The sequence below is a fragment of the Dyella mobilis genome (assembly GCF_016904945.1).
Taxonomy (GTDB): Bacteria; Pseudomonadota; Gammaproteobacteria; order Xanthomonadales; family Rhodanobacteraceae; genus Dyella_B; species Dyella_B mobilis.
Genome location: NZ_JADIKF010000039.1, coordinates 1,062,436 through 1,078,778, shown reverse-complemented (window position 1 = coordinate 1,078,778; position 16,343 = coordinate 1,062,436). Strand labels below are relative to the sequence as shown.

Here is a 16,343-nt window from a genome sequence, read left to right as displayed (position 1 = left end):
CTTTACCCACCGATTCGGTGATAAAAATCGCCGAAGCAGACTTTTCTTAAAATTTTGCCCCAAGGCGGACTCACGGGCTTGCTTGTCGCAGGCACTCTGCCCCGTTCCTCCGCCGATTTCTTCACGAGAGACCCACCATGAGCAGTACCCCAAGCCGCAGACCCAGCCGCCACGCCACGGCGCTTGGCATAGCCTCCGGCGTAGGTGCAGGAGCGGTCTGGGGACTGGTGTTCCTGGCCCCGCAACTGGTGCGCGCATTCAGCCCGCTGGAACTGGCCGTGGGCCGCTATTTTTCCTACGGCGTCATTTCCACGATGTTGATTGCTCCCCGCTGGCGCGCACTCCTGGCAACGGTCACGCGACGCGAATGGCTGGCATTGCTGTGGCTGGCGTTGTGCGGCAACACGCTCTACTACATTCTGCTGTCGCAGGCGGTGCAGACCGGCGGCATCGCCATGACGTCGCTCATCATCGGCTTTCTGCCGGTTGCCGTAACCATTATCGGCAGCCGCGACAGCGATGCCGTTCCGCTGCGCAAGCTCGCGCCATCATTGCTGCTCTGTGCGGCGGGCACCCTCTGCATCGGCTGGCAGGCCCTTGCGGCGCCAGTGTCCGGGCCCTTGGCTGCGAGAGCCACCGGATTGCTCTGCGCCATCGGGGCGCTCGCCTCGTGGACCATCTATGCAGTGGGCAATAGCCGATGGCTGGAGCGCGTGCATCACGTTTCGGTGCACGACTGGAACCTGCTGACCGGAATCGTCACCGGCGCCCAGGCGGTCGTCCTGCTGCCGCTGGCGCTTGCACTCGATTTCACTCATCACGACACGCAGGCATGGGCAAAGTTTGGCGGTGTTTCGATCGGCGTGGCCGTGCTGGCATCGATCGTCGGCAACTCGCTCTGGAATCGCATGAGCCGCCTGCTTCCCCTCACCCTCGTAGGGCAGATGATTCTGTTTGAAACCCTCTTCGCCTTGATCTACGGCTTTTTGTGGGAGCACCGGCTGCCGTCGCCATGGGAAGCGCTTGCCTTTGCACTGGTGGCGCTTAGCGTAGTGTCCTGCATTGCTGCGCATCGGCATCCGCTGGACTCGCAAACCCAGACCACTGCCTAGCCAGCATTATTTGACACCGCGTTGCCAGCGCGTTTTCCAGTATCCGAACAAGGTGGGGTGATACCACTGCTGCGACGGTCCATCGCTGGCACGAGGAGACAGGCGTCCCGCCGCGGCATCGCGCAATGCAGCCTTCATCAACAACACCCCCTGCACCAGTTGCAGGACCGGATAAGTGGCGAAATTGTCTTCGGCTTCGGGAGTGACCAGCGCCTGGTAGAGAACGCTGCCCGTATCCACTCCCGGGTCGACCAGATGAACCGTAACGCCGCAATGCGCGAGATCGTCGGAAGCCAGTGCCCAATAGCCGCCATGCACCCCGCGGTAAGCCGGGGTGATACCCATGTGCGTGTTGATGAAGGGCGCATCTACCGCCTCCAACAGCTTCTTGGACAGGATGCGCGTCCCGTTCACCACCACAGCCTGCGGCGCAAGCTTGCGTAGATGTTTCGCGACACCTCGTTCGTTGGCACTGGAGACGCGAGTGATGGACTGTACGGGAATGGGCGCATCCGACAAGCCGTGCAAACCCAGCAATCGCTCGATGCGGGGTTGAGAAGCGCGCCCAAGCAGCCGGCTATACAGGATAAAGGCGAATTGCCCGGCGGTCTGAAGCAGGCCGAGCTTGCGCGCGCGATGGCGCAGCATTTTGAGCGCTGAGGGCTTCTGTTCCAGGATGACCTCGACGACGTCGAATTCCTCCCGAAGTCCGTGATACATCACCTGGGTGGACAATCCTTCGCCGGCAAGCAGCACGATCTTCGCCCTAGCCGACATGCACGTGTTCCAGCATCGCCGCGATCTCGCCCATGTTGTACGACTGCATGCCATGGCGCTGATGAAGCTGGCCATAGTAATCCAGAATTTTCTTGAGAAAAGCGAGATTGCGCTTCACGTCGGCGCCGAAATTATGCGGGTGCCACCACAAATGGAACAACCTGTTTCCCATCGCAGCGTCGCGCATGGCGCGCTTGATGCGCCGCAGGCGAAGGTTTTCCAAAAAAGCCAGCGAGCGCGAATAAGGACGCAGGAATCGGCTGGCCGGAATATTGAACGGACGGTGTCGTGCGCATTCTTCCAGGCTGTAGGTGTTGTAGCCGCTCAGGTTGATATACGCGTCCATCAGGCGCAAAGCGCGTACCATCCGGCTTTGTTCCAGCTGGTTCCTTGGCTTGTAAAACGATGCGCTTTCATTGCCGCGGTAGCAGGCGATGCCCAGCTCGTCGAGCACGGGCAAATACGCCGGATTACCCTGATTGCGCGGAAATACCAGGCTATGGGTGAGAATGCCTCGAGCCTTGGCTGTCTCCACCGCAGCCTGCAAATCCGCACGAAATGCCTCGATCGTTTGCCCTTCTTCCAGGCAGTAATAGTGCGAGAAGGTGTGCGTGCCTACCTCCTGCCCGGCACAACTGCGGATCAGCTCGATCGTGTCCGGCGCAAAATGATAGATGTCATCGTCACCCCACGCCCGCTCATCCATGTAGCGATAGGAAGAAAGCTTTTGGCGATGGTAGTCAGGCAGCACGCGAGGCAAATGCTGTCGCAACTCGCCGACATCCTTGAAGAACAGCAGGCCAATGGTTGCCCACGTGGCATGCACGCCATGGGATTGGAACAGATCGAGCATGCCGCGAATGGCATCGCGTTCGCCAAACAGGTTGGCCTCGTAGTCGCCAAAACTGCGGCTGTCACGCACGCCCCAATACAACTCTAGATCCAGCGAGATAGTAAAGATGCCCGGCATATGTGAGCCAAACCTCATCAGTCAGGACGCCCCCCTGCTGAAACCACGAGTTCCAACGTGCCATGGCAGCGAGCAGCGATCCGGACGATTTGCCCTTCTTGCCTACCCTCTTGCTGTGCATCGATCGAACTGCCCAGATTCTTAATGCGGGAATCTGAAGGGTTGATGAGGAAATGCATCGAAACGGACCCTGGGTGAAAAGTCGGAAGCATCCGCCATCCAATATTTGTGGGGAAAATGAACCTGGATAAATACAAAAGCGGACTGCCTTCCTCGTAAGTAAATGATTTATATGGAACCGGCAAAACCGCGTCGCGCCGATCACTCACAACGCTGCTGCAGTGCATCGAAATGCACTGCAGCAGCGGTCATGAGTTGACCTTCATTAAAAAGCAGGCAATCGCCATCGGCTTTGAGCCGATTGGCGATAGCTGCATGCACCTCGGTTCAGGCGACAGCCCTCGCGCTCGACTTCACGCCGTAGTAGCTGCGATACCAATCCACGAAATTGGCAACGCCCGTTTCCACCGACACTTGCGGCCGGTATCCCACTGCCTCCACCAGCGCGGAGACATCCGCTTCGGTGTTCGGCACGTCCCCCGCCTGCAAGGGCAGCATCTGCATTTTTGCTTTTCGCCCCAGACATTGCTCCAGCACTTCGATGTAACGCAGCAACTCCACAGGCTCCTCGTTACCGATGTTGTAGATGCGATAGGGAGCCACGCCGCTGCTGGCCGGGTCCGGCTTGGCCCCGTTCCATTCGGCCGACTTGCCAGGTACGACGTCCAGCGTTCTTACGACACCTTCGGCGATGTCGGCCACGTAGGTAAAGCTTCGCTTGTGCCTGCCGTGATTGAAGACCTTGATCGGTTCGCCAGCCAGCATGGCCTTCGTGAACAGGAACAGCGCCATGTCCGGCCTTCCCCAGGGACCGTATACCGTGAAGAAGCGCAGCCCCGTGCAGGGGATGCCGTAAAGATGCGCATAGCTGTGCGCCATCTGCTCGTTGGCTTTTTTGCTGGCTGCGTAAAGGGTCAGCGGATGCTCGGTGGACTCATGTTCGGAAAAAGGCATGGCCGTATTGGCGCCATATACCGAACTGGTGGATGCGAATACCAGGTGTTCCACGCCGTGATGCCGGCAACCTTCGAGAATGTGCAGAAAGCCGGTAACGTTGCTGCTCACATACACGTGCGGATTTTCCGCAGCGTATCGAACGCCGGCCTGTGCGGCGAGATTCACGACGCGCTGCGGCTGGTGCTTGGAAAAAACACCCTCGATCGCCTTGCGGTCGGCCAGGTCCGCGTGAACGTGGGTGTAGTTGGGCCGCTCTGCCAGGCGCGCCAGGCGTGCCTTCTTCAAATTGACGTCGTAATAGTCGTTGAGATTATCGATGCCGATGACGTGGTCACCGCGATCGAGAAGCTTGGTGGCGACGTGGGATCCGATGAAACCGGCGGTACCTGTAACAAGTACTTTCATTTTGGCAGTCTCTATCCAAATGTTGGTATCGACGCTCCCCCCATAACCTTCAGCGCAGAAGTTGAACCATCGCGTCTATGCCATCGCCCGGTCGGAACCGGTCGGCATGACGGCCGCTTGAGTCGCATTGCGTGAATCCAAGGAAATCCCGGCCAGGGCTCCATGGTCGATGGAGCCATCAAAGGTTTCCGTGGACGATGAGCTCCCAGCTCCTGGACGGGAAACCGTGCTGTTTGCGTGAAGCACGACTGCCACGTCCGCCATGATCGCGAGCACTTGTCTTCGTGCGCTCGCAACCGATCCAACTCAGCACTCCATCGAATGTCACTTTTCAATGAAAGCACGACTCGCATTTCGATGGATGCGATTGGACGTCATTCACCTCATTTCATTTTCTCGTCGTTCACGAATGAGAAGACGATTTGACGTCGTCGCAATTTGCATGCCGCAAAATTTTCAACTTCTTAAAAATTGTAATGCTCTGTTCACGCCGTCTGTGTCATCAAGTAGCCCGCTTTTTTGATATCCCCATTACATGCATCGCTACTGCGCGCGGTTGAATCGCTGCGAAGGGAATCGAGAAGTTCTTCTGATCACTGTTTCGGTGGTTCAGTTTCACAAAGCTGAACTCGATGGCACTGATGGCGTGCTGGTGAATGGCGACCTTCGTGGTACGCCTCCTTAAAAAAAGGATCCCGCTGATCGTGAAAATCTCATCTTCCTTGATCGTCCTTGGCTCGGCCCTTCTTCTTCAAAGTTGCGTCATGGCGCCAGGACAATACATGTCGGACAAAGGATTGGTACGCGGCACACCCACGGACAACAGCCAGATTCAGCTGGTGACCATCACGCCCCAACTGCTCGCTGCAAACAGCCCAACGACACTCAGCGCAGCCATACCTGACGCGCTGCTGGCCTACAAACCTGAACCTTATCGCATCGGTCCCGGCGACACGCTTTACATTACGGTGTGGGATCACCCGGAACTGACATCACCTGCAGGTATGCAGCAACAAACCGCCGCCAACGGCCGCCTGGTGCGCTCTGACGGCACGCTCTTCTACCCTTACCTGGGTGCCGTGCACGTCGCAGGAATGACCATAGAACAGCTGCGCGCGGCCATTACGGGCAAGCTCGCAACCTATGTGAAGGATCCCCAGGTGGATGTGAACGTAGTCGGCTACAACAGCCAGCACGTGATGATCCAGGGTGCGTTCCTGAAAACCGATCCGCAACCGATCACTGCCGTTCCGCTGACCCTTTGGGAAGCACTTGGCACGGCCACCATCAATAACAACGTAGCCAATCTCTCCGACCTGATCCTGAGCCGCGACGGGCAGGACTACCATCTGGACCTGGCTGCTCTCAATGGCGATCGAAGCATCGCCAAAGATATCTTCCTGAAGTCCGGGGATCGCTTGTACATGCCGTATAACGATACCCGCGAGGTGTATGTCATGGGCGAAGTCATGCGCCCCATGGCGATTAATTTCGGCACTGCCGACCATCTGTCGCTGACCCAGGCACTGGGTCGGGTCGGCGGCCTGAATCCACTTACCTCAAGCGGTAAACAGGTTTACGTCATTCGCGGCGCCAACGATCTGCAGCACGCACCCGCCAAGGTATTCCAACTGGATGCCCGCTCCCCTTCAGCGTTCGCGCTTGGCGACGAATTCAGGGTGAAAGAAGGCGATGTCGTGTTTGTCGGGCCCGCAGGCATCACGCGCTGGAACCGCGTGCTGAGCCAGATCCTGCCTTCGGCAACGCTGTTGAGTACGGCGGCCTATACCAACTATTCCGTGAACCAGACGACTCACTGATGTGCGCCAGTCTCACCACGGCACGAGTGTCAGGCACACGCGTCGTCACAATGGTGAGACACCTGGGCTGAGCGTTGCCACGCCGATCGTGCGTGGCGACGCCACCCAACAAACCTCCAATGCAGAGGAGATCGTTTATCCATGCAGAGAGCACTCATTCAGCTATCCGGCACGTTCACACATTCGTCGACACGAGATTTTTTTAACAAGACGTTGACCATTCCTAGAACTAAGTGGTTATGCACTGAACACATCCAATCGCCGACACGTGATTTGCCATCCAAAGATGATAGGTTCCAAAGCTGGTCGCTGGTTCGACGCCTGACATCGCTCCGCGGATGCAGGCTCGGGCTCCACCCTGAAGGCGTCGTCAAGAGGGCTGGAGCGGCGATATCGTCGATCGTGGATTCATAGTCTCAAGCCGTCGCGCATTCCACCGCCCGATGTCTCATCACTTACCAATGAATTCGCGCAGGCCGGGGGGACCTTCTGAGCGCGACGGGAAAGAATTGACATGCTAGAACCCCGCGTAATTTTTGACTGCCTGGTTGGCGCGTGCACCTCCGCAACGGCCATCTTCATGCTGCGGCGATTCGCCGTCATGCTGGGCCTGATGGATCATCCCGATCAGCGCAAGCAACATGCCGGCGACGTTCCGCTGGTAGGCGGCTTGGCCATTTTCATGGGAATAACCGTGGGTGCGGCCGCCTATGGCCATTTCCACTGGTTCGTGAAGATCCTCATCTTCACCGCCATGCTGCTGACCGTGCTCGGTGCGCTGGACGACCGCTACGACCTCAGCGTGCGCGATCGCCTGCTGATCCAGGCGCTGGCCATTCTCACGGTGATTGCCAGCACCGGCGTCTACATCCACACGCTTGGACGAATCTTCGGCTATGAAGTGAACCTGGGCTGGCTTGGGCCGCCGGTAACGGTGATCGCCATCATCGGCCTGATGAATGCGTTCAACCTGATGGACGGCATCGACGGCCTCGCCGGCAGCCTGGAGCTGGTAAGCATCGCAGCCATCGTCTTGTTCGCCAGCCCGCCGGCCCTGCAGGAAATGGTGCTGCTGCTGGCCATGCTGGCAACGGCCTCGCTGCCCTATTTGCTGACCAACCTGGGTTTCATGGGACGCAAAATTTTTCTGGGCGATGCAGGCAGCATGCTCATCGGCTACTTGCTGGCCTGGTCGCTGGTACGCATGAGCCAGGCAACGCAGACGCATTTGTCTCCGGTCGACGTGCTCTGGTGCGTAGCCTTGCCGGTCTTCGATACGTTTGCCGTAATGCTGCGGCGTACACGTCAGGGGAAATCCCCCTTCAAGCCGGATCGCGGCCACGTGCACCACATTCTCCTGGATGCCGGCCTTGGGCCACGCACCACGCTGCTCGTGCTCACCTCAGTGGCAGTTAGCTTTGCGCTCATAGGAGCCTTCATCAGCCACCTGGCCACCTCGGCCGGATTGAACCTTGCGGCTTTCCTGTTCACCATGATGGTGTACATCGTCACGGTTACCCGGGTTCGAGCGCGCCAGGAAGCCAAACGCAAACGCGAGCGCCCTGCGCCTAATCGGATCGCCACCAACGAGCACGCGCACGCCAGATTGCCAAGTCGCTGAGCCAAGACGATGCAACCGGGACACTGGCTACAGTGTCCCGGATCGCGGTGCGTTATCTACTTGTCGATTCCTTGAAACTGGATATCGGCCAAGTCTTCCATCTGCGTGACGCCTTCCTGGACTTCGTTGTCGTAGTTGTAGGACCCCTGCAGAACCAGGTGCCCTTTCACCACGCGCAGCTCGTCGCTGGTGCCAAGAAACGACATCGGAGCGGGCCGACCTGCTGCAGGCCGCTGCCGTTGGATCTTATTTCCGGAAATGATCACATTGTCGATGCGCCGTTGGCCATCGGCGGATTGGTCCTGCGCGAAGCTGATGCAAGGCCCATAGATGTTGATGAATGTATTGCCCGAGCACACCAGGCCAATGGCCCCGTAGATGCCGATAGCACCCATCTGGGGACGGATGCCGTTGAATGTGTTGCCGGTAATTACGGTCTTGATGGCGTTCTTGCTGGTCTTCCAGGTATAGATTCCCAGACGGATCGAATCGCCGCCGGGCCCTGACCCTGGCGGCGACCGCTCGAAGGTACATCCGCTTATCTGCGTATGGCTCAACCCGCCGACGGTAATGTCGAAACGTATGGAATTGAGAAACTGGCAGTTCAACACCGAAAGATTATCCGGCTGGTCTTCGGCGTTTTTGGGTTTCGTGGCGCAGCAGATGCCCCAATAGCAGTTGTTGAACTGGCAGTCGGAAACCACCCAGTTGTGGATGTTGTCGCCAGCCTGATGTCCGTTGAAGAACGTCACGCCGGCGGTATTGACCGTATCGATATCGATGAACTTGCAATGCGATATGGTCACGTCGCGATAGATGCTCCAGTTGTGGTCGGGCTCGAAATCGATCCCTCCCACCGAGTGCGACAGCTTGCTGTTTCCTATATTGGTAAATGTGCATCCGTAAACCGTAAGCTTGTCGCAATCGATGATGGACAAGCCGTTGCGATTGTCCTTCACCGCACCGTCGAACACGCAGTCGCGCACCACGACACGCTGATTGTGGCGCTCCGTGGATTTCAACGTTCCCGACCCCACATACATGCCGTCTCCGCGGAAGCCGTAGAAAACCATCCGCTCCACCGTGAGGTCCGAGGTGGCATTGACCGCCAGCAGATAGAAATACTGCGAGTAGCCGAACTCGTTGACGCGCCCGTTGAGTTTCAGGTCGTGCAAATGGATGTTTCGCATGTTTTCCGCGACATTGGGAGTTCCTTCGTCCCCCACATTCGTGACAACCATGAATTCGCAGGAAAGCGAGTTGTCGTAAGCCAACAGTTCGCTGCTGGCCCCCTCGCCGTAGAACTCCAGATCGGATTTGAGCCGCAACTGCCTGACGTGATAAATCCCCGCAGGCACGAGCACTTTGTCGCCGCTATCGATCGCCGCCTGGATCCCTCCCGTGCAATCGTAGGCGCTGGTCCCGGCGCGAATGCCCGCATGCTCTGCCTCGGGAAGGAAACTCAGTACATTGATCACATTCGACGAAGCTGGCATGGCAATTCCTCCGGTTGAAGTAGGCCTTGGCGACAAACACCTCGGCTCTGATGGACTCGCTGTTGCAACCCACATCTATCGAGAGTCCATCCCCGTTGGGTGCGTGCGGCAGCTCCCACGCTTCCACCCGCACACTTAATGCGTCAGGCGACCGGCCTGGGTACTCGTTGCGGATTGCTCCTGCGGTTGACACAGTTCCGCGTAGAGATCCATGGTGCGCTCGATGACGATACGTTCGTCGAATTGCGCACGCGCCTTGATGCGCGCCGCACGACCAAGTCGACGGGCAAAGTCGGGATCGTCCCGCAACCGCTGGATGGCTCTTGCCAATGCCTCGCCGTCCTTGACCGGAACCAGCAGGCCGTCGACGCCATCGGTCACCACTTCACGGCAACCCGGCACGTCGGTCGTAATCAGCGGCAGCCCGCAAGCCGCTGCCTCCACCAAGGTTCTCGGCAACCCTTCCCGATAGCTCGGCAAAACCACGACGTCGACGGACCCGAGCAGGCTCGCCATATCCTCGACGTGCCCCAGCCAAGTGAGTGCGCCTTCGTTTACCCAGCCTCTTACGGTGGATTCCGGAATGGCCGCAGGGTTGCCCGGGTCCGAGGTTCCGGCAAGCAAGGCATCGATGGCGCAACCGCGTTCGCGCAACGTTCGCGAGGCCTCGACATATTCGTCGACACCTTTGTCCCACAGCAAACGACAAGCCAGCAGCACGCGCAGGCGCGTGCCATCGGTACGGGCTTCGGGTACGTTGGCAAACTTAGCGCAATCCACACCCGATCCGCGAATCAGGCGTATGTGTTCGGGGTCGACCAGCCTGGCCTGCTCGAAGAGCGCGACATCGTCCGCGTTCTGCAAAATGAGCCGGGCGCCCTTCCCTCCCAGCGCCAATCGCAGCAACGCACGCACGATCGGCCGCAGGAGCCGCGCCTTCCATTGCGTACTGGTAAATACGTAGCCCATTCCCGCAACGGCATTGATGCGTGCGGAAATGCCGGCCATGCGTGCCGCCAGCGATCCATACACCGCGCACTTGATGGTGAAGCCGTGAACGAGATCCGGTTGCTCTCGGCGCAACAAACGCACCAGATACCACAGCAAGGCCAGCTCCCTGAACACATTGAGGCTGCGCCGCTGCATCGGAAGCGGCTCCCAGCGCAGCCCCAGGTCGCGCAGCTTGCTGCCGTACGGTCCATCCGGCGAAATCAGCAGCACATCGTGGCCAGCTCGTTGCAAAGACAAGGCGAGCGAGCGCCGAAAGTTGTAGAGATACCAGTCGGTATTGGCAAATAGTACGGCTTTCATACACCCTCTTCGATTTTCGTTAGCTGGTGGGAGACGGCGCGAACCGTGCCCCATCCGCAACGGGACATCACGACAACACCCCCTGGTTAGCCTCCAGCCACGCCTGAAACATCAATACCGTCCACAATGCGTACTGCCAGTTGCGCCGGCCGCTCAGGTGCTCGTCCCATTTCTGGCGAATCGGGGCCGGATCGAAATAGCCCTCTTGGCGAAGACGGTTTTCACTGAGCAAGGATTCGGCCCAATCGCGCAGGGGGCCGCGCAGCCAGCTATCCAATGGAACGGCAAAGCCCATCTTGGGGCGCTCTACCAAAGCCTTGGGCACGTGCCGATACAGCACCTGGCGCATCAGCCACTTGCCCTGCCCGTGGCGGATCTTCTGATGAAACGGCAGGCGCCACGCCAGCTCCACCACGCGATGATCGAGCATCGGCACGCGTGTCTCCAGGCTGTTGGCCATCGCCGCGCGATCGACTTTTACGAGGATGTCGTCGGGCAAATAGCTTTGCGCATCCATGGCCATCATCCATTGCGCGAGATCGCCGGTACTGGGCCACGCAGCCTCATTGGTGAGCAGGGTGGAAGGCTCGCTCGCACCGATCACCATGCTGGCCGGATCTTTCCATCGACTGGCGACGTTGAGAAAGAACGATTGGCCGTTCGACGACAACAACACTTCCGCCAACTTGTGTGCCTTCTCGCCCGGAGCGGCCAGACGCCATCGCTTGGGCAGCAACGGCCCCGCGCGCTCCATCAGTCGGTCCCACGAGGCCGGCGATATCGTGCGCAGCGTGCCCGCCACGGCCTGCCTTGCGAACCGCGGCACGTGCAGCATGCGCCGCCACGTCGTGCGCGCCGTCAGATAGCGGTTGTAGCCGCCGAAAAGCTCGTCGCCGCCGTCGCCGCTCAATGCCACGACTACCTCGCGGCGGGTCATCTGGCTGACCAGGAACGTAGGCACCTGGGAGCTGTCGCCGAAGGGTTCGCAAAAAATGGAAGGCAGTTTCGGAATGACCGCCAGCGCATCCTCGGGACGGATATAGAGTTCCGTATGCTCCGTGCCAAGATGTTCCGCGACGGCGCCGGCGTGAACAGCTTCGTCGTAGCCATTCTCATCGAAACCGATAGTGAAGGTCTTGACCGGACGGCGGCTGGACGCCTGCATCAAGGCGACGATCGTGCTGCTATCGATGCCGCCGCTGAGAAACGCACCCAGCGGCACATCCGACAGCATTTGCGCACTGATGCTTTCCCTGAGCTGATTTTCCAGCGCGTCGGCAGCCTCGGCGTCGCTGCACTCCAAGGGTTCGCTCAGTCCCTTGGCCACGACGTCGTTATAGCGCCAATAGGCCTCCGGTTGCGCGTTTCTCGGCGCATCCATCGACATGCGCAGCAGGTGCCCCGGCTGCAACTTCAATACCCCGCGGTAGATGGTATACGGCGCGGGAACGCAGTCGTGGCGCAGAAACAGCGTCAGTGCATCGCGATCGATGCGCGCATCGAAGGAAGGATGCGCCTTCAACGCCTTCAGTTCCGAACCGAACAGAAGAATATCTCCGCACCACCCGTAATAGAGCGGCTTCTCGCCCATGCGGTCGCGAGCAAGCGTCAGTGTGCGCTGCTGACGGTCCCAGGCTGCAAAAGCAAACATGCCGACACTCAGACGCAGCGTTCGCTCAATGCCCCAGGCGGCAAAACAAGCAATGATCGTTTCGGTATCGGAATGTCCCCGCCAAACCGGCGCAGCCCCCTCTGCCGCCAACCGTCCACGCAATTGGAGATGGTTGTAGATCTCGCCGTTGAAGGTGATGACATAACGGCCGCATGCCGAATGCATGGGTTGGTGTCCCGCCTCCGAAAGATCGAGAATGGACAGACGCCGCTGAGCTAGCGCTATACCCACGCTCTCGTCGCACCACAGGCCGCCGTCGTCGGGGCCGCGATGCGTCAGTCGTCTCGACATGTCCTCGGCCTGGTTTCGCAGGGCTTCGCGGCTGGCGCCGCGCCATTGCCAAAATCCGGTCAGGCCGCACATGTGCCCTGTCTCGCATTGCGGAGCACTTCGGCAAGCCGCGGCGCCTGCGCTTTGAGACTGTATTCGTTCTCGACGCTGCTACGGCCCGCCTGCCCCATGCGAGAACGCAGGGACCCATCGGCGATCAATTGACCGAGCCGCTCTTCCCAGGTGGACACATCGTCCGCAAGAAAGCCGTTTTCGCCGTGACGAACGATATCGTTATTGGTGCCGACCGAGGAGGCCACCACCGGCAAACCGCAGGCCATGTATTGAATGATTTTGTACCCGCACTTGCCGCGTTCCCATGGGCCGTCGCGCAGCGGCATGATGCCGATATCCATGCGATTGATCATGGCGACTTCGCTGTCCTCGGACCACGCCACCACTTCCGTGGCCACCCCGTCGAACTGCTTCGCGATCTCGGCACGTGGACCGACCAACAGCAAGCGGGCACCGTACTTGGCGCAGACGCTGCGCAGAACGTCGCGGTTGTCCAGCACGTAGTGTTCGGTGGACGGCGAGCCGATCCAACCGATGACCGGCTGCCGGTCTGGGCCGTGGTTGACCGTGGTATAGCGCCGTTCGTCCACGACGGTGGGGATAATCGCGATCCGCACGGCACCGGCCTGCAGCGCCCGCGATGCCAAATAGCCGTTTCCGGCGATGACGCAGGTCGCGTTACGCATGATCTTGTCGATTTTCCTGCCGAGCACCCTTCTCACCAGCGGGCTATGGGAAAGATCATATTTGTGGAACAGCGCATCGTCGTAATCGACCACATACGGGGCGACGGAGCGCGCCAGCGCCGACTCGATCCAGTTCGGCAAGTACGGAAACAGCTCGCCCTCGATCCACGTGAGGTCGTGATCGCTGCGCTTGAGAAGCTGCATGAGACGCTGCATGCCGTGCCACCAGGCGCGATACCAGGCCGCCGATGAGCTGCCGCGGTAGAGTTCTTCCAGATAAGCATCCGGAAACAGCGCGTGCACCTCGACGTCGATCCCGTACTCCTGCAACGCGGGCAGGTACTGCAGGCTTCTCAGCCGCGAACTGGGACCGAGCCTGGAATACTTTGAAAAGAGAAGTACCTTGATACGCTTCATTGCGACACCCGCTTCAAGATCATTGGATATTCGATGTACCAAAGCACCAGCGGAATCACATACATCCACTGCAAGGCAAAGGCCTCGATGTAGGGATTGGTGTTGGTGGCGAGAAATGCACAGACAAACCCGCTGAACATGAATTTGTGGCGTGCCGGCAAAAGGCGGGCGAGTGCCAGCCGCGTCACGCCTATTGCGTAGAGCAGGAACGGCAACACGTAGATCACCGTACCCACGATGCCGACCCTGTAGAGCGTAGCCAGCCACACCACTTCGTAACGCCACGGATGCAGAGGATCGCTGACGAACGTAACACCTACACCATGACCCGCCCCCAACCCGCCGTTCTCGAAGATGCCCTGGTAAAGCGAACGCGACATTTCGGCACGCGCCTCGCCGCCGCCGGAGGCAACCTTGTCAAACACGATGTCTAGCACGGATGAAATGCTGATCTGCGTATAAGCCTGCAACAGATAAAGTGCGGCGACGAAGGCGATCAGCAGCGGAAGTCCATATTGCAGCACGCGGATGATGCCCGACTTTCCCACGTGTTCGACCGTGCGGGACGACAGCATCCAGCCGATCAGCAATCCGATCGGCACGGAAATGATCAAGGCCGAACGGCCTGACGTAAGGGCGCAAATAACCAGCGCCACCAATAGCGAAAATCGCAACAACTTGTTCTTTATGAGTTCCGGCGTGCTGAAGAAGCCACCGGCCAGAAAGATCAACGAGCCGTAGACGTGCATGGTTGCGCCGGAGAACCCTTCGCTCAGGTTGACGTTAGCCCCCTGAAAGAAGAACTCCACCGCCGCCGCACCACGCGTCAGGAAGAGATAGAAGAACGCCGCCACGCTCATCACGCACAAGACGCTGAGCCAAATGAACCACTCGATCAGGCGTTCGGCACCAAGTTGCCGATGCAGTCCCTCAGCAATGATCATCCAGGCCAGCGGCGAAGCAATGTACACCGCGGATACTTCGGCCATTGCCTCCATGGGCGCACCATGCATGCCGCCCACGATCAGATACACGATCGTCACGATGACCGTGCACGCATACAGTGCCAGCAAATTCCTCAACGACTGGCTGAACCGTATTCCAGGAAGAGCCATCAGAACCGAACCCGCCATCGCCACCGCGGTGGTGACGGGCAGCGAATTGGGTACGACCACGGCGCACAGCAGCAATAGCAGCACTACGCCGAGAAACAGGTGGCGAACCGTCAACCGGTAGTGATTGGCACGCGGCAATGGCGCCGGCGACAAGCCCGGTGGCATCGGGGGCGCGAGCGAACGATTATCAGCGGGACTCATGTCAGCACCATTTGTGAAATCCAACCATCCAGCATGCTGGCTTGCTCGACCTTGCTATAGGCCTTGATGTCGCGGTTGGCGCGATTCGCACCAGGCGCCAACACTTCCTGCAGCGCGCCTCCCCTCACTGCGACCTCACTGGTCAGCAAGGTCTGGCCGGCGCCGGTTTCCGCAAGGATGTCGGTTGCCGCGTTGTGCACCCCAGAGATGCACAGCACCTCGGCGCCGGCAGCCAGGTACTCAAACAATTTTCCCGTGGCGCAGCTGGCGCGCGAGCCGGTCAGCAGCAGCAACCTGTCGCACCGTTTCATGAGCTCGATGGCCAGCGTTCGCTCGACCGGTTGCAGCATGCTGGTGGAAAAGTTTGCGCCTTTTACCAACTCCCGCTCGGCAGGAGTCAGTTCGCCGACGAACATCACGTGGACATTCGCCGAAGCGGAAGCCGAGGCATTCATCGCTTCGATGAAGCAAGCAAGGCTTTGCGATGCCGATCCGTCACTGGCGCCGATGCGTCCGAAGTGACCGATCAGCACGGAACCCGCCGGGACGTTTCGCGCCAAAATGGCATCGGCGCGCCGTTCGCTGTCGGCATCTTTCGTCAGGCCCGAAAAATCCGCAGGGTCATAGCCGTTCGGCAGCACCTGCGTGGTCTTTCCCGGATAGCGCAGGCGAAAATCGTCCACCAGCGGTCCGCTGACCGACGTAATCATTTTGCTGCCGGCCACCACGCGCCACTCGATCAGCTTTCGCAAAGCGGTGCGCAGCCACCCCGGCCTGCCCAGCGGCTCGAAGACCAGGCCGTCTCTGAAATCCTGCAGGCAGGCAATGCCGCAGCGGCTCGCCAGGGCCGCCGCCGCAACCAGCGAATCGATCGGGGAATAGGTGCCAATAGCCACACAACGCTCGCCAGCGGCCAGCTTCTCCCGGCACAACCGATCGGCCTGGGTCAAAGCGGAGACGAACCACACACCGGATGCGACGCCTGAACCGGCGAGCATGAATGGCAGCGGGCGTATGAACGCGGCCGCCAACGTCAGCAGCGACGAAGCCGCGGAAGATTCGCTGCCCACGCAGCGCCCGGGCAATGGAATCACCGTCACGTCCAGAGCCGCAGGCAGATCTGGAGCACGCGCTCCTGCGGGCGGCTCCCGCGTAAAGATGAAGACCCGGTATTTCGCGGGATCCAGATATTTCAGCAGCCCTTTGAATCGCTGGGCCGCGACGTTGTTGGACAAGTGATGTGTCGCAAACACGAACAAATTGATGCGCTTCATTGCCTGACCCTCAGCCAGCCTGCATGTCGCACCCCCAATGCGCC

The 16,343-nt window shown here is 59.5% G+C and carries 12 protein-coding genes; 3 read left to right on the top strand and 9 right to left on the bottom strand.

The window, feature by feature from the left end:
* Nucleotides 1-137 precede the first annotated feature (137 nt).
* Nucleotides 138-1,112 carry a DMT family transporter gene (locus ISS99_RS16005; RefSeq protein ID WP_204632569.1) on the top strand — a complete coding sequence of 325 codons (975 nt, stop codon included), beginning with the start codon at nucleotides 138-140 and terminating at the stop codon, nucleotides 1,110-1,112.
* 6 nt (nucleotides 1,113-1,118) lie between these two features.
* Here the strand turns inward: ISS99_RS16005 and ISS99_RS16000 are convergent, their stop codons facing one another.
* The 3 genes from ISS99_RS16000 to ISS99_RS15990 form a co-directional block, all read right to left on the bottom strand.
* Nucleotides 1,119-1,889: a formyl transferase gene (locus tag ISS99_RS16000; protein ID WP_204632568.1), complete on the bottom strand. Its 771-nt coding sequence runs from the start codon at nucleotides 1,887-1,889 to the stop codon at nucleotides 1,119-1,121.
* Entirely contained in the window at nucleotides 1,879-2,859 is a 981-nt protein-coding gene (locus ISS99_RS15995; protein WP_204632567.1) for a polysaccharide deacetylase family protein, read from the bottom strand. Before ISS99_RS15995 ends, ISS99_RS16000 begins: the two co-directional genes overlap by 11 nt.
* 447 nt (nucleotides 2,860-3,306) lie before the next feature.
* Nucleotides 3,307-4,341, bottom strand: coding sequence for an NAD-dependent epimerase (locus ISS99_RS15990; RefSeq protein WP_204632566.1), 1,035 nt, complete (start codon nucleotides 4,339-4,341; stop codon nucleotides 3,307-3,309).
* A 782-nt stretch (nucleotides 4,342-5,123) separates the two neighbouring features.
* Between ISS99_RS15990 and ISS99_RS15985 the strand changes: the two genes are divergently transcribed.
* A complete protein-coding gene (locus ISS99_RS15985) occupies nucleotides 5,124-6,161 on the top strand; it encodes a polysaccharide biosynthesis/export family protein (protein ID WP_204632565.1) in 1,038 nt (345 codons plus the stop codon).
* Nucleotides 6,162-6,675: 514 nt separating this feature from the next.
* Nucleotides 6,676-7,782 (top strand): undecaprenyl/decaprenyl-phosphate alpha-N-acetylglucosaminyl 1-phosphate transferase, encoded by a 1,107-nt coding sequence (locus tag ISS99_RS15980; protein WP_204632564.1) that lies wholly within the window; start codon nucleotides 6,676-6,678, stop codon nucleotides 7,780-7,782.
* A gap of 56 nt (nucleotides 7,783-7,838) precedes the next feature.
* On the opposite strand, the gene ISS99_RS15975 is transcribed toward ISS99_RS15980, so the two are convergent.
* From ISS99_RS15975 to ISS99_RS15950, 6 genes are all read right to left on the bottom strand, one after another.
* A complete protein-coding gene (locus ISS99_RS15975; protein WP_204632563.1) occupies nucleotides 7,839-9,278 on the bottom strand; it encodes a glycoside hydrolase family protein in 1,440 nt (479 codons plus the stop codon).
* A 135-nt stretch (nucleotides 9,279-9,413) separates the two neighbouring features.
* Nucleotides 9,414-10,589: a glycosyltransferase family 4 protein gene (locus tag ISS99_RS15970; RefSeq protein ID WP_204632562.1), complete on the bottom strand. Its 1,176-nt coding sequence runs from the start codon at nucleotides 10,587-10,589 to the stop codon at nucleotides 9,414-9,416.
* A 67-nt stretch (nucleotides 10,590-10,656) separates the two neighbouring features.
* On the bottom strand, nucleotides 10,657-12,624 hold the full coding sequence (gene asnB / locus ISS99_RS15965; RefSeq protein WP_204632561.1) for an asparagine synthase (glutamine-hydrolyzing): 1,968 nt from the start codon (nucleotides 12,622-12,624) through the stop codon (nucleotides 10,657-10,659).
* Nucleotides 12,612-13,778: a glycosyltransferase family 4 protein gene (locus ISS99_RS15960; RefSeq protein ID WP_338081587.1), complete on the bottom strand. Its 1,167-nt coding sequence runs from the start codon at nucleotides 13,776-13,778 to the stop codon at nucleotides 12,612-12,614. Before ISS99_RS15960 ends, asnB begins: the two co-directional genes overlap by 13 nt.
* The gene (locus tag ISS99_RS15955) at nucleotides 13,706-15,025 is read right to left on the bottom strand and encodes a hypothetical protein (RefSeq protein WP_204632560.1); all 1,320 of its coding nucleotides are present in this window, start codon (nucleotides 15,023-15,025) and stop codon (nucleotides 13,706-13,708) included. The genes ISS99_RS15960 and ISS99_RS15955 overlap by 73 nt, the downstream gene beginning before the upstream one ends.
* A complete protein-coding gene (locus tag ISS99_RS15950) occupies nucleotides 15,022-16,299 on the bottom strand; it encodes a glycosyltransferase family protein (RefSeq protein WP_204632559.1) in 1,278 nt (425 codons plus the stop codon). The genes ISS99_RS15955 and ISS99_RS15950 overlap by 4 nt, the downstream gene beginning before the upstream one ends.
* Between the last annotated feature and the right edge of the window lie 44 nt (nucleotides 16,300-16,343).